General features: G+C 73.9%; 20 protein-coding genes. 5 read left to right on the forward strand and 15 right to left on the reverse strand.

Translation table 11 applies throughout. The features are described 5' to 3' along the window. Window positions 1-164: 164 nt before the first annotated feature. Window positions 165-806, reverse strand: coding sequence for a hypothetical protein (locus tag K4G22_RS31790; protein WP_322785082.1), 642 nt, complete (start codon window positions 804-806; stop codon window positions 165-167). A 105-nt stretch (window positions 807-911) separates the two neighbouring features. On the opposite strand from K4G22_RS31790, the gene K4G22_RS09890 reads away from it, so the two are divergent. Further along, a complete protein-coding gene (locus K4G22_RS09890; RefSeq protein ID WP_228079513.1) occupies window positions 912-1,085 on the forward strand; it encodes a hypothetical protein in 174 nt (57 codons plus the stop codon). 166 nt (window positions 1,086-1,251) lie between these two features. Here the strand turns inward: K4G22_RS09890 and hutH are convergent, their stop codons facing one another. The 7 genes from hutH to K4G22_RS09925 all read right to left on the reverse strand — a co-directional run bounded on the left by hutH (window position 1,252) and on the right by K4G22_RS09925 (window position 10,619). Then, on the reverse strand, window positions 1,252-2,793 hold the full coding sequence (gene hutH, locus K4G22_RS09895; protein ID WP_228084029.1) for a histidine ammonia-lyase: 1,542 nt from the start codon (window positions 2,791-2,793) through the stop codon (window positions 1,252-1,254). A gap of 1,563 nt (window positions 2,794-4,356) precedes the next feature. Continuing rightward, the gene (locus K4G22_RS09900; protein WP_228079514.1) at window positions 4,357-5,442 is read right to left on the reverse strand and encodes a GGDEF domain-containing protein; all 1,086 of its coding nucleotides are present in this window, start codon (window positions 5,440-5,442) and stop codon (window positions 4,357-4,359) included. A 75-nt stretch (window positions 5,443-5,517) separates the two neighbouring features. Then, window positions 5,518-6,360, reverse strand: a complete 843-nt coding sequence (locus tag K4G22_RS09905) for an enoyl-CoA hydratase/isomerase family protein (RefSeq protein ID WP_228079515.1) — start codon at window positions 6,358-6,360, stop codon at window positions 5,518-5,520. 54 nt (window positions 6,361-6,414) lie between these two features. Beyond that, window positions 6,415-7,473, reverse strand: a complete 1,059-nt coding sequence (locus K4G22_RS09910) for an adenylate/guanylate cyclase domain-containing protein (RefSeq protein ID WP_228079516.1) — start codon at window positions 7,471-7,473, stop codon at window positions 6,415-6,417. Between the two features lie 197 nt (window positions 7,474-7,670). Then, window positions 7,671-8,534 carry a biotin--[acetyl-CoA-carboxylase] ligase gene (locus K4G22_RS09915; RefSeq protein ID WP_228079517.1) on the reverse strand — a complete coding sequence of 288 codons (864 nt, stop codon included), beginning with the start codon at window positions 8,532-8,534 and terminating at the stop codon, window positions 7,671-7,673. 38 nt (window positions 8,535-8,572) lie between these two features. Beyond that, complete coding sequence (locus tag K4G22_RS09920; RefSeq protein WP_228079518.1) at window positions 8,573-9,112, reverse strand: GrpB family protein; 540 nt, start codon at window positions 9,110-9,112, stop codon at window positions 8,573-8,575. A gap of 925 nt (window positions 9,113-10,037) precedes the next feature. Further along, window positions 10,038-10,619, reverse strand: coding sequence for a TetR/AcrR family transcriptional regulator (locus tag K4G22_RS09925; RefSeq protein ID WP_228084030.1), 582 nt, complete (start codon window positions 10,617-10,619; stop codon window positions 10,038-10,040). Window positions 10,620-10,739: 120 nt separating this feature from the next. Between K4G22_RS09925 and K4G22_RS09930 the strand changes: the two genes are divergently transcribed. The 3 genes from K4G22_RS09930 to K4G22_RS09940 all read left to right on the forward strand — a co-directional run bounded on the left by K4G22_RS09930 (window position 10,740) and on the right by K4G22_RS09940 (window position 13,627). Further along, complete coding sequence (locus tag K4G22_RS09930; RefSeq protein ID WP_228079519.1) at window positions 10,740-11,690, forward strand: NmrA family NAD(P)-binding protein; 951 nt, start codon at window positions 10,740-10,742, stop codon at window positions 11,688-11,690. 117 nt (window positions 11,691-11,807) lie between these two features. Next, on the forward strand, window positions 11,808-13,388 hold the full coding sequence (locus K4G22_RS09935) for an acyl-CoA carboxylase subunit beta (RefSeq protein WP_228079520.1): 1,581 nt from the start codon (window positions 11,808-11,810) through the stop codon (window positions 13,386-13,388). A gap of 38 nt (window positions 13,389-13,426) precedes the next feature. Continuing rightward, window positions 13,427-13,627, forward strand: a complete 201-nt coding sequence (locus tag K4G22_RS09940) for an acyl-CoA carboxylase epsilon subunit (protein WP_228079521.1) — start codon at window positions 13,427-13,429, stop codon at window positions 13,625-13,627. 590 nt (window positions 13,628-14,217) lie between these two features. On the opposite strand, the gene K4G22_RS09945 is transcribed toward K4G22_RS09940, so the two are convergent. Continuing rightward, the gene (locus K4G22_RS09945) at window positions 14,218-15,150 is read right to left on the reverse strand and encodes a helix-turn-helix transcriptional regulator (RefSeq protein ID WP_228079522.1); all 933 of its coding nucleotides are present in this window, start codon (window positions 15,148-15,150) and stop codon (window positions 14,218-14,220) included. 172 nt (window positions 15,151-15,322) lie between these two features. On the opposite strand from K4G22_RS09945, the gene K4G22_RS09950 reads away from it, so the two are divergent. Beyond that, window positions 15,323-16,258 carry an oxidoreductase gene (locus tag K4G22_RS09950; protein WP_228079523.1) on the forward strand — a complete coding sequence of 312 codons (936 nt, stop codon included), beginning with the start codon at window positions 15,323-15,325 and terminating at the stop codon, window positions 16,256-16,258. Here the strand turns inward: K4G22_RS09950 and K4G22_RS09955 are convergent. The 6 genes from K4G22_RS09955 to K4G22_RS09980 all read right to left on the reverse strand — a co-directional run bounded on the left by K4G22_RS09955 (window position 16,245) and on the right by K4G22_RS09980 (window position 20,368). Continuing rightward, a complete protein-coding gene (locus K4G22_RS09955) occupies window positions 16,245-16,565 on the reverse strand; it encodes a hypothetical protein (RefSeq protein WP_228079524.1) in 321 nt (106 codons plus the stop codon). The genes K4G22_RS09950 and K4G22_RS09955 overlap by 14 nt on opposite strands. A gap of 2 nt (window positions 16,566-16,567) precedes the next feature. Continuing rightward, on the reverse strand, window positions 16,568-17,224 hold the full coding sequence (locus K4G22_RS09960) for a hypothetical protein (RefSeq protein WP_228079525.1): 657 nt from the start codon (window positions 17,222-17,224) through the stop codon (window positions 16,568-16,570). A 21-nt stretch (window positions 17,225-17,245) separates the two neighbouring features. Next, complete coding sequence (locus K4G22_RS09965; RefSeq protein WP_228079526.1) at window positions 17,246-18,400, reverse strand: WXG100 family type VII secretion target; 1,155 nt, start codon at window positions 18,398-18,400, stop codon at window positions 17,246-17,248. Window positions 18,401-18,624: 224 nt separating this feature from the next. After that, the gene (locus K4G22_RS09970; RefSeq protein ID WP_228079527.1) at window positions 18,625-19,317 is read right to left on the reverse strand and encodes a maleylpyruvate isomerase family mycothiol-dependent enzyme; all 693 of its coding nucleotides are present in this window, start codon (window positions 19,315-19,317) and stop codon (window positions 18,625-18,627) included. Window positions 19,318-19,367: 50 nt separating this feature from the next. After that, complete coding sequence (locus K4G22_RS09975; protein ID WP_228079528.1) at window positions 19,368-19,823, reverse strand: hypothetical protein; 456 nt, start codon at window positions 19,821-19,823, stop codon at window positions 19,368-19,370. Window positions 19,824-19,924: 101 nt separating this feature from the next. Further along, window positions 19,925-20,368 carry a YybH family protein gene (locus tag K4G22_RS09980; RefSeq protein ID WP_228079529.1) on the reverse strand — a complete coding sequence of 148 codons (444 nt, stop codon included), beginning with the start codon at window positions 20,366-20,368 and terminating at the stop codon, window positions 19,925-19,927. Between the last annotated feature and the right edge of the window lie 15 nt (window positions 20,369-20,383).

A 20,383-nucleotide genomic window follows, 5' to 3' on the forward strand; every position in this document is an offset into this window, starting at 1 on the left:
CTCCGTCCGCTGCCGCGCTTCCCTGGAGGACTTATGGGAGAACGTGATATGGCGGCAGCCTGTTCCACCATAGGCGAAGCGGGCCGGCGGTTCTCCGGGGGGCGTGCGTGGGCGGCGCGCGGTGGATGGCCGTGCGCGGGTGGGTCCTCGGGGCCCGGCCGGGGTCAGCGGCGGCTCTCGCCCCCCTCGTCCCCCGCGTTCAACTCTCCGACGCCGCGCGGGGGTTCGATCGGGTCGCCGGCGAGGTCGGCCAGCTCCTCGTGGTCGAGGCCGTCCTCGAAGAGGTCGCGCTCATGGGCGCGCCCCTCGCCGCGTGGATCCTGGCCGTTCCGGTCGAAACCGTCCTCGTCGAGGCCCTCGTCGTCCAGCTCGTCCTCGTAGGTGTCGGGCCGATAGGCGCCGGGCCGACGGGGGTCGTCGTAGGTGTCGTCGCTCTCGTAGCCGTCGTCGAGCCCCTCGTCCGGCGCGTCGTCGTCCAGGCCGTCGTCGTCCAGCGCGTCGTCCGGCTCGTCCCAGGCGAGGTCCGGGTCGAAGGCGGCGCGTTCGCTGCTCCACGACGCCTGCGCGAGGACGACGCCGGGGACCTCGCCGACGAGGTCGACGGGGTCGATCAGATAGGCCACCGCCTCGGCCTCGTCGCGGGAGACGGCGCGGGCCGCCTGTTCGCGTTCCTCGGCCGGCATCAGCGTGTCGCCCTCGATGCGCGACCAGGCGGCGCTGATCAGCTCGTCCGGCTCCGCGATCTCCAACACCATCTCGACTCGAACCCGGACGTGACGTGCCCCGGGGGCCACCTCTTCGCTCATGACGGGGAGCGTAAGACGCGGGGCCGTCACCTCTTCCCCACGACCCGCACCGGCCCGTAACATCGCTTCCCACGCCGCCGATACGCAGCAATTCCGGAGCGCCCCGTGAACGGTTCCCCTCGTGCTCTCGACCGTCGATCGCTGATCAGCGGCATGGTGGCCGCCTGCGCCCTCTGTGTGGTCTGGCTCCTGCCCTCCGCCTACGGAGACGGCGGCGACGCCTCGTCGACCCCCTCGGTGATGCCCCTGGACCAGCCGCTGGAGTCCGGAACGCGCTAGCCGGGCGCCCGAGTTGTCGGATGATGCCCCGCTATCTCTTCCCGCCGTCTCCACGATTTTTTTACCTATGTTTTACCTCTTGCCGTACAACCCGGGCCGGCCATGCGCCGCTTCCATCCCCTTTCACCCCCCTTCGCGGTCATCCGGGGTGCCGGATGCCGGGAGCTCACGCCAGCGGACCGGTCACCCGTTCGGCGGCGCGCACCAGGCCGCCGGCACGCACCAGGGCCTCGGCGGCGGCCAGCTCGGGCGCCAGGAAGCGGTCGGCCCCCGGGCCGCCGAGCCCCGCCCCCCGCGCGGCGGCCAGCACGGCACGGGTCGCGGGGGCCGGCCGCAGCTCGGCCGTGGCACGCAGCTCGACGGCGCGCGCCGCCGCGTACAGCTCGATGCCGATCACCCGCGTCAGCAGGTCGAGCGCGGTGCGCAGCTTGCGCGCCGCGGACCAGCCCATGGACACGTGGTCCTCCTGCATCGCCGAGGACGGGATGGAATCCACCGAGGCCGGCACCGCGAGCCGCTTGAGGTCGCTGACCAGGGCGGCCTGGGTGTACTGGGCGATCATCAGACCGGAGTCGACCCCGGGGTCGTCGGCCAGGAACGGCGGCAGCCCGTGCGAACGGTGCCGGTCCAGCAGCCGATCGGTGCGGCGCTCCGCCATCGACGCCAGATCGGCGACGGCGATGGCCAGGAAGTCCAGCACATATCCGAGCGGCGCGCCGTGGAAGTTCCCGTTGGACGCCACCCGTCCGTTCACCACCACCGGATTGTCCACGGCGGCGGCCAGCTCGCGGTCGGCGACCGCGCGGGCGTGCGCCAACGTGTCACGGGCGGCGCCGGCGACCTGGGGCGCGCAGCGCACCGAGTAGGCGTCCTGCACCCGGGGCGCGGTGTCCTGATGGTGCCCGGTGAGGCCCGAACCGGCCAGCACCCGGAGCATGTTGTCGGCGCTGGCGGCCTGCCCGGGATGCGGGCGCACGGCGTGCAACTCGGCGTCGAGCACCCGGTCGGTGCCGAGCAGGGCCTCCAGGGTCAGCGCGGCGCTGATGTCGACGGAGGTGAGCAGCCGGCCCAGGTCCGAGCAGGCCATCAGCAGCATGCCGAGCATCCCGTCGGTGCCGTTGAGCAGCGCCAGCCCCTCCTTCTCCCGCAGCTCGACCGGCGCGATGCCGTGCTCGGCGAGCAACTCGGCGGCGGACCGCGTGCGGCCGTCGGGCCCCTCGGCCTCGCCCTCCCCCAGCAGCGTCAACGCGCAGTGCGCGAGCGGGGCGAGATCGCCGGAGCAGCCGAGGGAGCCGTGCTCGTGCACGACGGGCGTGATACCGGCGTTGAGCAGCGCGGCCATGGTGTGCGCCACCTCGGGACGGACGCCGGTGTGCCCGGAGGCCACGGTCTTGAGCCGCAGGAACATCAGCGCGCGCACCACCTCACGCTCCACCCGGGGGCCGAGCCCGGCGGCGTGCGAGCGGACGATGTTCCGTTGCAGGCGGGTGCGGAGGTCCGGCTCGATGGAACGAACGGCCAGCGCGCCGAAGCCGGTTGACACGCCGTACACCGGCTCCGCACGAGCCGCCAACCGCTCGATCACCCGCCGCGCGGACGCCATCGCGGCGAGCGCGTCATCCGCCAACTCGACGGCGGCACCCCCTCTGGCCACGGCGACCACCTCGGCGGCGGCGGGAGGCGTCGAGTGCACCACAACGCTTTGCATATCCATATTCATCAGCCTAGGTGAATGAATGAACCCCTGGCAGCACCAAGCCGAGCCCTGGCCGGGCGGGCTCGGGCAAAGGGCCCAGGACCGGGCACCGCCAGGCGGGGCCCCCGGCCAGCGAGCTCAGAAACGGGCAGACGTACCGGCCGCCAGGCAGAGACCACGGCAGACAAAGCCCTGGCCGGGCGGGCCTGGGCAAGGGCAAGGGCCCAGGGGCGCAAAGGCGCCCTGACCGGGCAAGGACCACCGACATCCAGCAAAGCCCTAGCCGGGCACCGGCAGGGGGCCCTGCGGGCGAACGGTGCCCCCCGGCCAGCGAGCTCAGAAACGGGCAGACGTACCGGCCGCCAGGCAGAGACCACCACAGACAAAGCCCTGCCCGGGCGGGCCTGGGCAAGAGCCCAGGAACGCAAAGGAGCCCTGACCGGGCGAGAACCACCGGCATCCAGCAAAGCCCTAGCCGGGCGGGCTTGCGGGGAAAGGCCCGGCGATGGGTGGAGGTACTGGCCGCCGGGCAAGAACCACCGCCATCGGGCGAAGCCCGAACCCGGCAGCTCAGCGACAGACGCACCCAGGGCACACCAGGCAAAGCCTCGGAAACGGACTACCGCAGACGAGCCGAGCCCCGGCCGGGCGGGCTTGGGCAAAGGGCCGGCGCCAGCGGTGCCCTGGCCGGGCGGTCGGACAGGGTCCCGGAACGGGCCGGTGTGCTGGCGAGGTGGGTAGGAACCGCCGCAGGCGAGCGGTGCCCTGGCCCGGGCGAGGCTCGGGGAAGGACGCGCCGAGGGCCGGCTCGGCAAGGTCCACACCACGGCAGCGGGGTCCTGGGCGGGTGGGGGCCGCCTGGGTGGCAGTGGATAGCCGGCCGGCATCCACGGGCCGATGTCCGACGGGCCATGACCGAGCTGGCCACTTGACCGACGTCAGTCACCCCGCTTCGCCGACGGCAGTCAGTCGGTGGGGGCTTCACCGGCGGCAGCCGGTGGCCGCTTGGCCGACGGCAGTCACTCCGCTGCACCGGCGACAACCGGAAGCCGGCAGCCGGTAACCGGCGCACGATGGCCAGGGTGGCCGCTTAGCCGACGCCAGTCACTCCGCTTCGCCGACGGCAGTCAGTCGGTGGGCGCTTCACCGGCGGCAGCCGGCAGCGGCAATCGGCCATCGGTCGGCAGGGGCTTCACCGGCGGCAGCCGGTGGCCGCTTGGCCGACGGCAGTCACTCCGCTGCACCGGCGACAACCGGAAGCCGGCAGCCGGTAACCGGCGCACGGTGGCCAAGGTGGCCGCTTGGCTGACGGCAGTCACTCCGCTTCACCGGCGGCAGCCGGTAGCCGGCGCACGGTGGCCAAGGTGGCCGCTTAGCCGACGCCAGTCAATCCGCTTCACCGGCGGCAGTCAGTCGGTGGGCGCTTCACCGGCGGCAGCCGGTAGCCGGTGGCCGCTTGGCTGACGGCAGTCACTCCGCTTCGCCGGCGGCAGCCGGTAGCCGGTAGTCGGCGCGCGGGGGTCGGGGTGGCTGCCTAGCCGACGGCAGTCACGCCGCTTGGGCGACGGCAGTCGGTCAGTGGGGGCGGAAGGTGCGGCGGCGGTGGGGGGTGGTGGGGAGGGAGGTCGCGCGGTCCCAGTCGGTACGGTCGGCCACCACGGGGGCGGGGGACCGTGCGGCCTTGGCGCGGTACTGGGCCGCGTCCGCGAGCCGGAGGAGTCGGCGGCTGGAGCGCAGCCGACCCGGCACCGCGACCGTCGAGGCGACTCCGCAGGCCACCCCCTCGCTCAGCTCCAACGCCGAGGCCCCCCGGCAGACCTCGCCGGCTATCCGCTCCACCTCGGCCACCTCGGCGCCCACCGCGAACAGGCAGAACTCGTCCCCGCCCAGCCGCGCGGCCAGCGCGCCCGGCAGGTCGGCGGCGGCGCCCGAGAGCACGCCCGCGAACCGGATCAGCAGCCGGTCCCCCGCCGCGTGCCCATAGGTGTCGTTGACCCGTTTCAGGCCGTTCACATCGCAGACCACCAGGCTCAGCTCAGCGCCCGAGGCGTGGTGGTGCCGCAGGCCCTCGGCCAGCGCGTGGTCGACGGCCCGCCGGTTGGCCAGGCCGGTCAACGCGTCGGTGAACGCCAACCGCCGTGCGTCGGCGAGCCGTTCGTACTGGGCCAGGCCGGCGGCCAACACCGCCGCGAGCGCCGGCGCGAACGCCAGATCGCGCGCGCCGAACACGGGATCCGAGCGCCCCCTGGCGACATAGAGCTCCCCCCAGACCGTCCCCCGCACCAGGATCGGCGCCATCAGCGCGCTGCCCCGGCCCCGCGCGCGCAGCGCGTCCGCTCGGGGACCCTGGCCGCCGGCCTCGGCCAGCAGTGCCGCGCCCTCGGACCCGACCGGCGGCCCACTCACCCACTCCTCGACGGGATGGAACTCGGCCTCGGGGAACGGCCGCTCGTCCGCCCCCAACTGCCCCACGTTGACCAGGACCCGCAGCCGGGGCCTGCTCGGCTCCCGTTCCCACTCGTGGACCGATATCGCCGCGAAGGAGCCGCCGAGCGCGTGCCGCGCCCGCTCCGCGCCGGCCCGGGCGGCCTCGGCGAGGCCGTGCTCGGCGGCCATCCCGCGCGCGACCTCGGCCAGCGACCACAGCCTCTGCTCAGCCATGGGCCCAGGCTATGACCGTTCCCACCGGTTTGTTACCTTCAGCTACTCCCTGCCCGTTTCTCCCGGCGGCCGAGGTCAGGGCCTGGCGTCAAGTCCTGGCCAGTTCGGCGGTCGCTTCTCGTTGAACGCGGCGATGCCCTCGACGCGGTCGGCGGAGAAGGCCACCGCGTGCCAGGCGGCGTCCTCCACCTCAAGGCCCGCCCGCAGGTCGAGCCCCCCGCCCAGCCGCAGCGCCCGTTTCGCCGCCCGCACCCCGACGGGCGAGTTGCCCGCGATCCGCCGGGCCACGGCGAGCGCCTCGGTCCGCTCCTCGCCGGCCGCCGCCAGCTGGTCGACCAGGCCCAGCGTGTGCGCCTCCGCCGCCGGCACCTTGCGGGCGGTGAAGATCAGTTCGGCGGCCCTGGCGGCGCCGACCCGGCGCGGCAACAGCTGCGTGCCGCCGCCACCGGGCAGCACCCCGACCGACACCTCGGGCAGGCCGACCACCGCGCTCTCGTCGGCCACGATCAGGTCGCAGCTGAGCGCCAACTCGTAGCCGCCGCCCAGCGCGAAGCCGCGCACCGCGGCGATCACCGGCATCGGCAGGTCGAGCACCCCGCCGAACGCGGCGCGCAGCACCGCGCGCTGCCGGCGCAGCCCGGCGTCGTCCAGCCGGTTCCGCTCCTTGAGGTCGGCGCCCACGCAGAACGCCCGCTCGTGCGTGGAGCCCAACACCACCGCGCGTACCGTCCGGTTGGCCGCGAGCGCGGCGCACGCCTCGGCGAGCGCGGCGGCCAGCCGGGACGACAGCGCGTTCATCGCCTCGGGCCGGTCCAGGAGCAGCTGGACCACCCCCGTCCCCTCGTCCCGCAGCACGGCGATCCCGTCCCCGTACCGCTGCTCCGCACCCTGTTCCGCTGTGTCGTCCCGCTCGCTCATGGGCGGCATTATCGACCGGCCACGCCCCCACGTCAGCCCTCGGGCGGCCTCGGGTCAGCCTCGGCGGGTGAGCAGCCAGGGCTCGACGATGCCGAGGCCACGGACCGGCCGCTGGTAGAGCGGTTGCAGCGCGAAGCGGTACGCCTCGCTGTGCTCGGCCGCCTTCTCCGACCTGGGCGCCAGGCCGGCGGCGGTCAGCTCCTCCCGCAGCGCGCCGTCAACCAGCACCATGTCCTTGGGCGCTATGGAGGTAAGCCGACTGGCCAGGTTGACGGTGTTGCCGAAGACGTCGCCCATCCGCGTGGTGACCGTGCCGAAGGCGATGCCAACGCGCAGCTCGGGCATCATCGGGTCGTCCCCGAGGGTCTCCACCAGCCGCAGCCCGATCTCGGCCGCCGTGCCGGCGTCGTCAGCGGCGAACAGCACCTCGTCGCCCAGCGTCTTGATCAACCGGCCGCCGTGCGCGGCGACCTGGTCGGCCGCCGTGGTCTCGAACGCCTCGACCAGCTCGCCCAGCTGCTCCTCCTCAAGGCGCCTGGTGAGCCGGGTGAAGCCGACCAGGTCGGCGAAGCCGACGGCCAGCCGGCGGTCCACCATCTCCGCGTCGTCCTGCGCCTGCACCACCCGCCCGGTGGCCGCCGCCAGCTGCCGCCGCCAGACGTAGACCAGGAACTCCTGAAGCTCCGGGAGCAGCAGCTCGACCAGCGGATACGCCACCTCCGTCCTGGTCATGCCGGGCTCGGGCGGCTCGGTGAGACCTTCGAGGAAGGAGTCGATCTGCCAGTCGGCCAGCCGCGCCGTGGTCTGCCCCGTCGACCGCGCCACCTGGATGGCCATCGACTCGCTCAGCAGCCCCGCCTCCACCATGCCGGCCAGCCGGCGCAGCGCCAGCACATCGGCCTCGGTGAGGGCACGGGCCTGGCCGATGTCGGGGAAGCCCATGGCCCGCCAGAACCGTGAGGCCAGATCCATCGGCACTCCGGCGGCCCGCGCCGCCTGGAAGGGCGTGTACTGCCGACCGGCGCCGAGGATCAGCTGTTCGATACGCAACGCGAGGGGGTCCTCGCCTTCCGTTGGCTCCGGCGGGCCTGGGTCAGCCTCCGCCACAGCCACCGCCCGCCCCTGACGGGAGAGTCCCTACGTCGCGCACTGTCCTACCGTTCCGCTCCGCCACGCCCCCACTGGCGCGGTCCTGGGGGCCCGCCGCCGCGCCGCGCCGGGCCCTGCGGACCTGGAATGATCCGCCACCCTGGCGCGACCGCGCCGTCACGAGTCCCCGAGCACCAACCCTACGGCAGGTGTGCCCCAAGTCACGTCGCCCGGAGGTGGACGATATCCGCGGCCCCCAGCGGGTGCCGCACGCCGTCGGCGTCCGCGATCACCAGCCGGCCGTCGCCGTCCAGCGCGATCGCCTCGCCCCGCACGTCCTCGCCGCCCGGCAGCTCGGCCCGCACCTGGCGGCCCAGCGTGGCGCAGCCGGCGACATAGGCGTCGCGCAGCCCGCCGACGGCCGGATCGCCGCCGGTCTCCGGGTCGCCGCCGGCCGCGACCCAGCCGGTGTACCAGGCGCCGAGGGCGCGCAGCACCGCCCGCAACAGCGGGTCGCGGTCCCGCACCGGGGCGCCGGCCAGCAGCAGCGAACCGGCGGCCGGCACCGGCAGCTCGTCGGCGCGCAGCGACACGTTGAGCCCCATCCCGAGGACCACGGCCCCGGACGGCGTCCGCTCGGCCAGGATGCCGCCGAGCTTGCGCTCCTTCCCGTCCACGGTGACCAGCACGTCGTTGGGCCACTTCAGCGCCGTGTCGACGCCGGCCGTCCGGCTGAGCGCGCTGGCCACGGCGACCCCGGCGAGCAGCGGAAGCCAGGGCAGCCGCTCGGTCGGCACGTCGGGCTCAAGCAGCACCGAGAAGAACAGCCCCGACCTGGGCGGCGCGCTCCAGCCGCGCCCCAACCTGCCGCGTCCGCTGGTCTGTTCCTCGGCGATCAGGATCTCCCCCGGCGCGGCGTCGCCCGCCTGGGCGGCGGCGGCCAGGTCCGCGTTGGTCGAGCCCGTCACCTCGACCACCCGCAGCCGCGTCCAGGGGCCGCCCGGCCTGATCAGCGCGGAGCGCAGGGCGGCGGCGCCGAGCGGGGGACGGTCGAGATCGGACCAGCGGCCACGGGAGTCACTCATGGCGCCAGCCTAGGAGCTACGTCCGACAGTCCGCTCCGTCACACCTCTTCCCAGACGGTCACCAGCGGCAGCCCGCGCGCGGTGCGCTCGGCGTCCACGCCGCGTTGGATGATCTCCGTCTTGCGCTTGGTGTAGGTGAACCCGTCGTCGGTCTCGGCCGCCACGCGCCGCTTCGTCGCCTCGTACTCGGCCGCCTTCTCCGGATGCGCCCGCAGATGGTCGCGGAACAGCCGCTCGTTGCGCGTCGGCCAGCTGTCGGCGGTGACGATGTGCAGGTGGTGGCTGCGCGGCCCCGACTCCTTCTCCCGGAAGTAGAACAGCCGGTTGGGCATCCCGACGTCCTCGAACCGGTACCCCAACCGCTCCAGCGCGGATACGCGTTCCGCGGTCACGTCGTCGAGGGTGGCGACCGAGGCCATCAGATCGATCACCGGCTTGGCCGCCAGCCCTGGCACGGAGGTGCTGCCCACGTGCTCGATCTCCAGGAACACCCCGGGCAGCGCGTCGACCAACTCGACGCACGCCGAGGCCGCTTGATCGGGCCAGGAAGGATCGTACTCCGCTATGTCGATGGTCATCGGAGCATCTTAGAAGAGAGCGGCGGGACGACTACCGCCCGCCGCCGCGGCCCGCGCGGCGGTGCGGCGGTGCGGGGGCGCAGTGGCGCCGGGGGCGCCGGGCGCCGCGCCCTGGCGGGCGCGGGGGCACCCGGCCGAGGCCCTTTGGCCTCCGGCCGAAAGGGCAAGCCAACGAGCCGGCGGATTCGGCCTTCCGGCCGGAAGGCCGGAAGGCCGGAAGGCCGGAAGGCCGGAAGGCCGGAAGGCGGCTCTTGGGGCGTGGCCCCGGCGGGCTCGGGCAACGTCCCGGAACGGGTGGGCGTGCTCGCCGCCAGGCAGGCGGCGCCGAGCCCCGGCCCCGGCGGGCTCGGGCACGGCCCACACCACGACCGAACCCCCCACCCCGCCAGCGCGGCGCAAGCCGGGAGGCGCGGCACGCAAGCAGCCCGGCACGCCCGCATGGACCCGCCGCAGGCGGCACCGAGCCACAGCCCCGGCGGGCTCGGGGGCAACGCCCACGCCACGGCCGGAACCCCACCCCCCATGGGAACACCCGGCACCCGCCAGCGCGGAACAACCAAACGGCTCGGGCAACGCCCCGGAACGGGTGGGCATGCACGCCGCCAGGCAAGCAGCCCCACAGCCCGGCGGGCTCGGGCAACGTCCCGGAACGGGTGGGCGTGCTCGCCGCCAGGCAGGCGGCACCGAGCCCCCGCCCCGGCAGGCTCGGGGGCAACGCCCACACCGCAGCCGGAACCCCCCAACCCGCCAGCGCGGCGCAAGCCGGGAGGCGCGGCACGCAAGCAGCCCGGCACGCCCGCATGGACCCGCCGCAGGCGGCACCGAGCCACAGCCCCGGCAGGCTCGGGGGCAACGCCCACGCCACGGCCGGAACCCCACCCCCGGGCGCGGCGCAAGCCGGGAGGCGCGAGCCGAGCCGGGGCGGCTAACCCGTGGGTGGGGGGCCGGGGGTGAGGCCCTCCACCGCCAGGTGGAAGAGGCGGTTGGCCGCGGCGGCGGGGTCGTGGTGGTGTTCCGTCGCGAGGACGGTGCCGACCGCCAGGGCGATCAGGTCGGCGACGGTGACGCCCGGCGTCACCGCGCCTTCGTGCTGGGCGCGGCTCAGCAGCGGCTCTCCCGCCCTCTCCAGCGCGGCCGAGCAGGCGTTCTCGTGGATCGAGTCCGACGCGGGGCCCACATAGGCCAGCGCGACGGCCAGCCCTCGGGCGGTGACGCAGTACGCGACCACGTCCGTCAGCCACTCCAACAGCGCGCCCCGGCTGTCGCCCTCGGCGGCGGTGAGGTCGTGGGCACGGGCGGACAGGGCCTCGATCCGTTGCCGGGAGACCGCCTCCAACAGCGCGTGCCGGGTGGGGAAGTGGCGGCGCACGGTCGCGGAGCCGACCCCCGCGACGCGGGCGATCTGTTCCAGGGAGGCGCCCGCGCCGTGGGCGGCGACCTCCTCTTCGGCCACGGCGAGGATCCGCGCGTAGTTGCGTCGGGCGTCCGCGCGCTGGCGCTCGGGCACGGCGTTCACCTCCGGGTCCACGGGGCGGATTGCTAAATGGCGGGCCCCGCCATATCGTAGCCGAAACGTAAGTGGCGGGCCCCGCCACTTAAGCCACGCAGCCGCACCCCAAGGAGCGTCATGACCCCCCAGTCGTCCCCCAGGCCCCCGTCCGCCTCCGCGCCCGTGCTGGTCACCGGCGCCACCGGGCGCCAGGGCGGGGCCACCGCCCGCGCCCTGCGCGCGGCCGGCGTGCCCGTCCGCGCGCTGGTGCGCGACCCGGCGTCCGCTCCCGCCGAGGCCCTCGTGGCGCTCGGCGTCGAGCTGGTCACCGGCGATCTGCGCGACCGCGACTCCGTGATCCGGGCCGCCGAGGGCGCCGGCGCCGTCTTCTCCGTGCAGATGGCCGAGATCACGGCCGACGGCGGCTTCGACTTCGACGGCGAGGTCGCCCAGGGCGTCAACCTCATCGAGGGCGCGCTGGCCGCCGGCGTACCGCAGTTCGTGCACACGTCGGTGACGGGCGCCGGCCAGCACAGCGAGACGTCCGGCTGGTCCGCGAGCCGCTACCCCGGGATAGCGGCCAGCCTGGGCGCCAAGAGCGCGATCCAGGACCGGCTCCGCACGGCCGGCTTCCCGCACTGGACGCTGCTCAAGCCGGGGTTCTTCATGGAGAACTTCCTGCCCTCCATGGCGTTCCTGTTCCCGCGCGGCGTCGAGGGCGGCCTGGTCAGCGTGCTGAGGCCGGAGACCCGGCTGTCCCTGGTCGCGGTGGAGGACATCGGCCGGGCAGCGGCTGCGGCCATCGCCGCGCCGGAGCGGTTCGACGGGATCGAGCTGGAGCTGGCGAGCGACTATCTGTCGATGACGGAGATCGCCGAGGTCCTCTCCCGTGCGCTGGGGGTCCCCCTCGCCGCGCCACGGATGACGGAGGAGGAGGCGGTGGCCGCCGGGATGCCGCCCATGGGCGCATCGCACGCCTGGCTGAACGTGGGCGGCCAGCCGGGCCGCCCCGCGTACGCGCGGGATCTCGGCATCCGGCTCACCGCCTTCGACGCGTGGGCGCGCGAGCGGCTGGCGCCCAGCGCCTGAGGCGTCCCGGCCCGGAGTGACCGGGGTCGCACCCGCCGAACGGCGCGGGGGCGGCTAACCTACGGTGCGGTAGCCGAGGCCGCTGCCGTGTGACCTGGGACGAGGAGGAGCCTTCGCGTGGACGTTGACAGCCACGGCACCGCCGGCAAGATCGCCGAGTTCCGGCGGCGCACCGAGGAGGCGACCCACGGAGGGTCCGAGCGCGCCGTGGCGAAGCAGCACGCCAAGGGCAAGCTGACCGCCAGGGAGCGGATCGAACTCCTGCTGGACGAGGGCTCGTTCACCGAGCTGGACGAGTTCGCGCTCCACCGTTCCACGGCGTTCGGCCTGGACGCGAACCGTCCGCTCGGCGACGGCGTGGTCACCGGCTACGGCACGGTGGACGGGCGCCAGGTCTGTGTCTACTCGCAGGACTTCACGGTCTTCGGCGGCTCGTTGGGCGAGGTCTACGGCGAGAAGATCGTCAAGGTGATGGACTTCGCACTGAAGACCGGCTGTCCGGTGATCGGGATCAACGACGGCGGCGGGGCGCGGATCCAGGAGGGGGTCGCGGCGCTCGGCCTGTTCGCCGAGATCTTCCGGCGCAATGTGCACGCCTCCGGCGTGGTGCCGCAGATCTCCCTGATCATGGGCCCGTGCGCGGGTGGCGCGGTCTACTCCCCCGCGATCACGGACTTTACGGTGATGGTCGATCAGACCTCCCATATGTTCATCACCGGCCCCGATGTGATCAAGACGGTCACCGGCGAGGACGTCGGTTTCGAGGAGTTGGGCGGGGCCCGCACCCACAACACCCGGTCGGGTGTGGCCCATCAGATGGCCGGCGACGAACAGGAGGCCATCGACTTCGTCAAGGCGCTCCTCTCCTATCTGCCGTCCAACAACCTGAGCGATCCGCCCGCCTTCCCCGAGCAGGCGGATCTGGCGGCCAGCGCCACCGATCTCGAACTCGACGAGCTGATCCCGGACTCCGCCCAACAGCCCTATGACATGCACCGGGTCATCGAGGGGGTGCTGGACGAGGGCGAGTTCCTGGAGACCCAGCCGATGTTCGCGCCCAACATCGTGACCGGCTTCGGCCGGGTCGAGGGCCACTCGGTGGGTGTGGTGGCCAACCAGCCGCTCCAGTTCGCCGGTTGCCTGGACATCCACGCCTCGGAGAAGGCCGCGCGCTTCGTCCGCACCTGCGACGCGTTCAACATCCCGGTGCTCACCTTTGTCGACGTGCCGGGCTTCCTGCCGGGCACCGAGCAGGAGTTCCAGGGGATCATCCGGCGCGGCGCCAAGTTGATCTTCGCCTACGCCGAGGCGACGGTCCCGCTGATCACGGTGATCACCCGCAAGGCGTTCGGCGGCGCCTACGACGTGATGGGCTCCAAGCATCTCGGCGCCGACCTCAACCTGGCCTGGCCCACCGCGCAGATCGCGGTGATGGGCGCCCAGGGCGCGGTCAACATCGTGCACCGCAGGACGCTCGCCGCGATCGACGAGGGCCCCGAACGCGAGGCGGCGCGCGCCCAGTTGACGGCCGAGTACGAGGACGCGCTGCTCAACCCGTATGTCGCCGCCGAACGCGGCTATGTCGACGCGGTCGTCGCGCCCTCCGACACCCGCCGGCATATCGTCCGCGGCCTGCGCGCGCTGCGCGGCAAGCGGGCCCAGCTGCCGCCGAAGAAGCACGGCAACATCCCGCTGTAGCCCGGCGTGTCGAGGTTCGAGTCGAGGAGGTTGGAACGTTGATCAGCGTCATCAGGGGCAACCCGACACCCGAGGAACTGGCCGCCGCCATCGCCGCGACCCTGGCCGTCGCCAGAACCCACACCCAGCCGCCCCCCACCGGCCCCACCCCCGCGAACACCTGGTCAACCCCGACGCCCCCCACCGCCCTCCCGCCCCCAGGACCGCACGCCTGGCGCACCAGCTACTGGCCCAGATGAGGCGAGGCCGACTCTGCCCGGGTCGGGAGAATCATCACCGGCGAGATGTTGGTCCAGGGCGAAGCGGTGACCGATCCCGACGAGGTGGCGCAGCTCAGGAACGTCAAGAAGAGGGAGGGGTTCGTCGTCGTGCCGCGTGTGCTGCTGGCCGACTTCGCGCCCAGGGATGTCGAAAGGACGCCGACGCTGATCGACTACAGCGAGTTCGAGGACGTGTTCCGGTCCTGCGAACCCACCGCGTGGCGGCTGGAGAGCCGGCTGGGATCTGAACGACCCCTGGTGTGTCTCCCGGCAGGAGCAGTCCGCCCTGGGCAAGCGCTCCGAACGCGTGCGGCGGCGAGGCGGTGGTCCGTCCCCGGGTTCGGGAGGACGGAAGCGCGTCGGACCGCTTCGTCCGGTCCTCGGCGTTCATGCGGCTGCGGCAGCAACGTGCCCACCAGACGCATGTGCGGGAGTACTGGCGGGAGAGCCGTGGCCGGCCGACGGTCGCCGGTCGGTCACCGGCCGGCCGTCCCCGGTGGGGGACCGGGTGGTCAGCGGCCGGCGGCGGGCGGCGGGGCGGGGTAGGGGACCGCGAGGGTCGGGGCTCGCTACGGTCGTGGGTCGTCGCCGAAGATCCAGCCGGTGCCGGTTGTGCGTTCGGGGCGGCGGGGGGAGCGTTCGAGGTCGCGGTCCCTGGCGGCGCGGAGCGAGGCGAGCAGTTGGAGTCGCTCGGCGGCCGGGGTGTCGGGTTCGGCGGTGTAGACGAGCAGCACCGGCCCCGGGCTGCCCGGCAGCGGGTAGGTGTCCCACTCGACGGCGATCTCGCCGACGCGCGGATGCCGGAACACCTTCGTCCCGTGCACGGTCTCCCGCACGTCGTGCCGCGCCCAGTAGCGCCGGAAGTCCGCGCTGCGGATGCTGAGTTCACCGATGATCGCGGTGGCGCGCGGATGCGTCGGGTCGGTGGCGACGGCGGCGCGCATCATGCCGATGTACTGGAGCGCTGTGGGCTCCCAGTCGGGGCAGCGCAGCCGGGTCTCGGGGTCCTGGAAGAGGGAGACAAGCGCGTTGCGGTGGCCGGGCGGCATGGTGGTCGGGTCGCCGAACAGCTCCTCGGCGAGCGGGTTCCAGGCGAGCAGGTCGAGGTGCTGGCCGAGCACCACCGCCGGGGTGGTCATGGCGCGCAGCAGATGCCGGGTGCTGTTCGGCACCCGTTCCTGGGCGCGCCTGGTGGGCGCCGGCTTCGACCGGCGGGCCGCTCTGGCCAGGGTGAAGAGGTGCCGGCGCTCGTTGTCGTCGAGGCAGAGCGCGCCGGCGATCGCGTCGAGGACATCGTCGGAAGGCCGCACGTCGCGGCCCTGCTCCATGCGCTGGTAGTAGTCGGTGCTCAACCCCGCCAGCAGCGCGATCTCCTCGCGGCGCAGCCCGGTCACCTTGCGGCGCGGGCCGGGTTCGAGCCCGACGTCGGCGGGGCGTAACCGGCCGCGCCGGGCGCGGAGGAAGTCACCGAGTTCGCGGGCGAACGAGTGGTCCACAGCCATACGACCAGGATGCCGGTACCGGCGGTGCCGAGGGTAGGTCCCGTGATCCTAGGGAGACGGGTACGACCGGCCGCACCCGCTCCGGCCCTACCGTTCCCCTCATCCGGGCCGCGTCGACGGTCCCGACGAGCTCGACGCACCAGCCCCCGCCCCCCTGTCAGGAGGAACGGTTATGCCGGCACGGACAGCGCCCCCTTGGACAGCCGATCAGATCCCCGACCAGCGGGGCCGGGTCGCCGTCGTCACCGGCGCCAACTCGGGGCTCGGCCTGGTCACCACGACCGAGCTGGCCCGGCACGGAGCGCACGTCGTGATGGCGGTGCGCGATGTCGGGGCCGCCGAGCCGATCGTCCGGGAGATCCGCCGCACCATCCCCGAAGCGACCCTGGAACCAAGGGAGTTGGACCTGGCCTCGCTCGCCTCGGTGCGCGCCTTCGCGAAGGGGGTGACGGCCGACTTCCCGGCGCTCGACCTGCTGGTCAACAACGCCGGCGTGCTCCATCTCGGCCCGCCCCGCGCCACGGCCGACGGCTTCGAGGCGCACTTCGGAGTCAGCGTGCTGGGCCACTTCGCGCTCACCGCGCTGCTGCTCGACGGCCTCGGCCAGGCGGACGCCGCCCGCGTGGTCAGCCTCAGCTCGACGGCGCACCGGGGGGCCCGCCTCGACTTCGCGGATCTGATGCAGTGTCAGGACTTCAACCCGCGCCGCGCCTACGCCCGTTCCAAGCTCGCCACCACCGTCTTCGGCCTCGAACTCGACCGCAGGCTACGGCAGTCGGGGTCATCCGTGGCCAGCGTCGTCGCGCATCCCGGGATCTGCCGCACCAACCTCAGCGCGCGGGCGTTCCAGGACGCCGGCCGGGCCGCCCGGACGATCGACCGGTGGACGCAGCTGGCGTTCACCTCGGCCGCGCGGGGCGCCCTGCCCCAGCTCCACGCCGCCACCGCGCCCGGGGTGCGCGGCGGCCAGTTCTTCGGCCCCTCGGGGTTCCGCGAGATCAGGGGCCATGTCGTCGAGGTCAGGCCCAGCCCGGAGGCGGCCGATCCGGACGTCGGCTGGCGGCTCTGGAACGCGGCCGAGGAGCTGACCGGCATCACCTATCTCTGACCGGGGGCGGCACGGGCTCGGCGGTGCGGCGCGCGCGTTGCCGCATCTCCTCGTCCACGGCCCGGAAGTGCTCCAACACGTCACCGAGCGAGTCCACGGCGCGGTCGAAGACCTCGGCCAGCTTTCCCGTCTCCCGCTCCCAGTCCTCTCCCGCGTCGTTCAGCACGGACACCAGCTCGGCGACCCCCAGCTCGTCGCCCCTGACGTTCCGGACGGTCCGCCCCGCCGCCAGCAGCCGGCCGTGCAGCTCCCGCACCTTGTGCCGCCGCGCGATGACGGACTGGTACTCCACATACAGGTCACCCATGCTCAGGGCCCCTCCCGCTCGGTCTCGGTACTGGTCTCGGTACTGGTCTCGGTCTCGGTCTCGGCGAAGGAGAGGCTGCGCAGCAGTCGCGCCGGGATCTCCATGTAGCGGTCCCAGTGCCCCGGCGACGGGGAGCTGAAGTCGACGACCAGCAGCAGCTGTTCGCCAGAGGCTCGGCTGAGGGGCACCGGCACGAACGCCTGGAGCTTCGCGTAGGCCACCTCGGCGGCGTCCGGGCCCGCTTCCGGCGACCGGTGGACCACGGGGCCGGTCAGCACGCAGGCCGGCTGCCCGCACGGCAGTTCGTAGAGGCTGCCCGCCCACAGCGGCCCCCTGGCCGCCGACAGCGCCTGCGCCATGCCCTCCGTGGCGAGCCGTGGATCGTCGCCACAGGGGAACTCCACGACGTTCACCGTCAGTGTGGCCAGGGACGGTTCGGCGTCCACCGCGCCGAGGAACGAGCCGCAGTAGAGCGTGCCCGACTCCCTCAACCGCTGCGAGTGTGCCCGCACTTCGCTCAGCGTCTCCGCGCTCGGGGCGCGCGCCCCGTCGGCGCCCCCGCGCAGCCGGGCCGCGACGTGTTTCCGAACCTCCTCCTCGGTCATCCCGACCGGGGTCTCGGCAAAGTCCTCGGGCGCTTCGAAGGTGACCCGCACCATCCATGAACTCCCTTCGGGCTGCTACCGCTTCTTGCCGCCGGCCCGCCAGGCGTTCTCCCACGCCACCAGCATGTGGTTGCCGGTGAGCGCCGTGGCCCACTGCCCCTTGCCCTGTGGCTTGAGGTAGTGCGGCGCGGACGGGTCCTGGGCGGTGGTGACCACGCTGTCCGTGGTCCCGACGCGCCCCACCGCCGTGACGGTCGTGCTCACCGACCTGTACGTGCTGACCAGCGAACCAAGACCCGCAGCCCCCACGGCATCCTGGCCGAGGCTGCGCCAGCTCACGTCGGCGCCGGCGAGCTTCGCCGTGCCGTGGGTGACGAGCGCGCCGAGCCCGAGGACGGCTCCCCCGGCGCCGAGGGCCTTCTTGGCCGGCCCCGGCACAAAGGGCAGCTCGGCGGCCGTCCCCATCGCGGTGCTGTCGAGGGCGAGCACGTCGCCCACGTTCTTGATCCGGTCCGCGTTCCCGACGATCCAGCCCCGGACGGCGTCCAACCGCATGCCCACCGCCTGCTCCTGGGCGCGCCAGACGCGGCAGAGGAGCCCTCCCTCGGAGATGTCGTCCAGCCCGCTCCGCAGCCGCTCGGCGATGTCCTGGCCCCTGGCGATATAGGCCAGCGCGAGGGTCAGCGCCTGCTGGCGGATCTCCCGCAGCTGGCCGTCGAGCTGCTCGCGCCGCTCCTCGTCACGGCGTTCGGATTCGGTCATCCTCACTCTGACGAGCGCGCCCGTGATGCCCCCGCCGCCCGGCGGTGCCGGCAGCGCGTCGTGGGCGTCCTGGGCCGCGCGGGCGCGCTGTTCGAGCCCGCGCGCCTCGCTCTGTCGGCCCGGCATGTACCCGGCCCACTCCTGGAGGGTGTCGGCGGCGCGGTCCAGCGAGTGGTGGAGCGTCTCCAGCTTCGGCCGCAGCTGCCCCCAGCCCTCGCTGAACGCGTCCGCCGCCCCTCCCTCCCACCTCTGCTGGAAGGCCGAGCCGTTCATCTCGGCGAGGGTGTCGCCCAGCTTGGTGGCGACGGCCCTGACCTCGTTGGCCAGGCCATCGGCGGCGTCGGCGTCGCCGGGGCAGGGGACGAACCCGAGGGTGGGGAACTCGGCCGACCGCCGATCCCCCGTCAACAGGTCCAACGCCAGGTCCGGGTTCGCGCCCAGGGGGCCGGGTGACAGCGGGTAGGTCATGCTCCCGCCTCCCGGTCCCCCGTCGCGCCGCCCCAGCAGGTGTCGGCCATGGGTGGATCGCCTCCCGCGCGCGTCGTCGGGCCGTGCAGCCAGCGGAACCGGGGTTCCCCTGACACCCTCCCGGCTCGCGCCGGCGGCGCCCATAGCGGTGCACGCCAACGGCTTCGCACCGCGCGCCACGGACCGGGGCCCGCGCGCCGCCGAGCGACCCGGTCGGCGGCGGCTCAGGGGGTGAGCGGGCCGGCGAGGAAGGCGAGGGCGGCCGGGTGGTCGCCGGACCAGTGGAGGGCCGGGCTGTCGGCGGGTATGCGACCCCAGAGCAGGAGCAGGAGCTGTTCGGCGGGCGCCGAGAGCGTGGCCACCGGGCCGCCCGGTCCGTAGGCCCAGCTGGCGCCCGTGTCCGTGGCGGTGAGGCGCAGCGCCTGGCTCGGCGGCCGGACCCGGCCGCGAGCCACCTGCCGGGGGGCCATCGTGTCGAAGACCTCGGCCACGCCCTCGCCCGCGAGGAGGGGATCGAGCGGGCGGGCCACGCCCAGGGCGGATTCGGCGTCCCAGCGGTGCACCAGCGTCTCCAGGGCGCGGCGCCGCCGCCAGAAGCCCACCGTGTGGGGCGGGTGGAACGTCCAGGCGCTGGCGGCGGGGTCGGCGTCAAGCGCCGTGAGCAGCGTCGCCGACGTGTCGTCGAACCAGCGGGCCAGCGCGGCCCGTTCGCGGGGGGCCGGCGCGCCCCGGCCGTCGCCGTGCTGTTCGGTCACGGCGGTGGCGGCCCAGACGTTGCCGCCGCCGAGGTGTTCGGCCAGATCGCGCAGCGTCCAGTCGCCGCAGTGCGCGACGGGCGCGGAGGGATCGCCGTCGAGGCAGGCGCGGAAGGCGGTCAGCTCGGTGCGGAGGTGGTGGAGAAGCGAGGCCGAGTCCATGCTGGCGAACCTAGCCCAGGCCACTGACAGTCGAGCGTCCCGCTGCGCGGTCAACGGTTGGCGGCTGCGGCGGCCAGGCCCCGGCGGGCGGCGTCCACGGTGTCCGCCGGGCAGCTGTTGAAGCAGATGGTCGCCCGGGGGGCGTGGCGGTGGACGGTGTTGATGACGCGTTCGAACAGCAGGAGGTTCTCCGGTACCACCCGGGCCCCGGCGCAGATCAGCACGCAGTCGACGTCGCCACGGGACAGGGCGTCCCGCACCACGGACTCCGCCGCCGCGCCGCAGTCGATGACGCAGCGCTCCACCGTCAGCCCGAGCGCCCTCAGTTGGGCGTCGACCGCCGCGCGGGCGGCGCGCATCCGGACGCCGTCCGACTCCGGCAGCGTGTGGAGGTCGACCAACTTGGGGTCGACATCGACAAACAGCACATTTCGCCGGGTGCCGGGCGGGACGCCACACGCGTCGATGTCGCTGTCGAGGATCACGGGTTCACTGTTCGTGGCCATGGCAGAACGGTAGGTCGTTCCACAGGCCCGAGGTCAACGGCGCATACCCGCCCACAACGTCGCCGATCGCAGGGGGCGCGCGCCAGTTGGCCTCACGCCGGTCAGCGCGCCGGGCGCTGGCCGCCGAGCGGGCCGTCCCCGAGCGGCCCGCCGCCGAACGGGCTGTCGACCAGGTAGCGCCAGATGCCGTCGGGGCCGCGGCGGGCGATGTCGGTCGCGGTGCCGGCGACATCGACGCCGGACAGCTCCCAGTCCACGACCAGCAGCGCGGTGTCGTCCACCACCGTGACCGCGCGGGGGCGCACCACGATGGGGCGGCCCAGGGAGAGAAATCCCGCGTTGGCCACCGCGATGGCCCCGGCGCCGCGCGCCACCCGCCCCTCGGGGGTGACGAACGCCGCGTCGGGGGCGTACATCTCGTCGAGCGCCGCCGCGTCACCGCTGTTGAAGCGGGACGCGAAGACCTCGGGCACCCGCTCCGGCTCCCTCGCCAGGGGCAGGGGCCGCGGCGGGGTCGGACTATCGTGCGACTGCGATGCGTTCATGTCGGCGACCCTAGG

Origin of the sequence: Streptomyces profundus (assembly GCF_020740535.1) — a bacterium.
GTDB lineage: Bacteria > Actinomycetota > Actinomycetes > Streptomycetales > Streptomycetaceae > Streptomyces > Streptomyces profundus.

What these genes read in the sequence shown, in the direction of transcription:
- K4G22_RS09945 (WP_228079522.1), bottom strand. Translation starts at nt 15,150, where the DNA reads ATGGCTGTGGACCACTCGTTCGCCCGCGAACTCGGTGACTTCCTCCGC.
- K4G22_RS09970 (WP_228079527.1), bottom strand. Translation starts at nt 19,317, where the DNA reads ATGGACTCGGCCTCGCTTCTCCACCACCTCCGCACCGAGCTGACCGCC.
- K4G22_RS09930 (WP_228079519.1), top strand. Translation starts at nt 10,740, where the DNA reads ATGACCCCCCAGTCGTCCCCCAGGCCCCCGTCCGCCTCCGCGCCCGTG.
- K4G22_RS09900 (WP_228079514.1), bottom strand. Translation starts at nt 5,442, where the DNA reads ATGGCTGAGCAGAGGCTGTGGTCGCTGGCCGAGGTCGCGCGCGGGATG.
- K4G22_RS09980 (WP_228079529.1), bottom strand. Translation starts at nt 20,368, where the DNA reads ATGAACGCATCGCAGTCGCACGATAGTCCGACCCCGCCGCGGCCCCTG.
- K4G22_RS09950 (WP_228079523.1), top strand. Translation starts at nt 15,323, where the DNA reads ATGCCGGCACGGACAGCGCCCCCTTGGACAGCCGATCAGATCCCCGAC.
- K4G22_RS09915 (WP_228079517.1), bottom strand. Translation starts at nt 8,534, where the DNA reads ATGAGTGACTCCCGTGGCCGCTGGTCCGATCTCGACCGTCCCCCGCTC.
- K4G22_RS31790 (WP_322785082.1), bottom strand. Translation starts at nt 806, where the DNA reads ATGAGCGAAGAGGTGGCCCCCGGGGCACGTCACGTCCGGGTTCGAGTC.
- K4G22_RS09920 (WP_228079518.1), bottom strand. Translation starts at nt 9,112, where the DNA reads ATGACCATCGACATAGCGGAGTACGATCCTTCCTGGCCCGATCAAGCG.
- K4G22_RS09960 (WP_228079525.1), bottom strand. Translation starts at nt 17,224, where the DNA reads ATGGTGCGGGTCACCTTCGAAGCGCCCGAGGACTTTGCCGAGACCCCG.
- K4G22_RS09905 (WP_228079515.1), bottom strand. Translation starts at nt 6,360, where the DNA reads ATGAGCGAGCGGGACGACACAGCGGAACAGGGTGCGGAGCAGCGGTAC.
- hutH (WP_228084029.1), bottom strand. Translation starts at nt 2,793, where the DNA reads ATGCAAAGCGTTGTGGTGCACTCGACGCCTCCCGCCGCCGCCGAGGTG.
- K4G22_RS09955 (WP_228079524.1), bottom strand. Translation starts at nt 16,565, where the DNA reads ATGGGTGACCTGTATGTGGAGTACCAGTCCGTCATCGCGCGGCGGCAC.
- K4G22_RS09965 (WP_228079526.1), bottom strand. Translation starts at nt 18,400, where the DNA reads ATGACCTACCCGCTGTCACCCGGCCCCCTGGGCGCGAACCCGGACCTG.
- K4G22_RS09975 (WP_228079528.1), bottom strand. Translation starts at nt 19,823, where the DNA reads ATGGCCACGAACAGTGAACCCGTGATCCTCGACAGCGACATCGACGCG.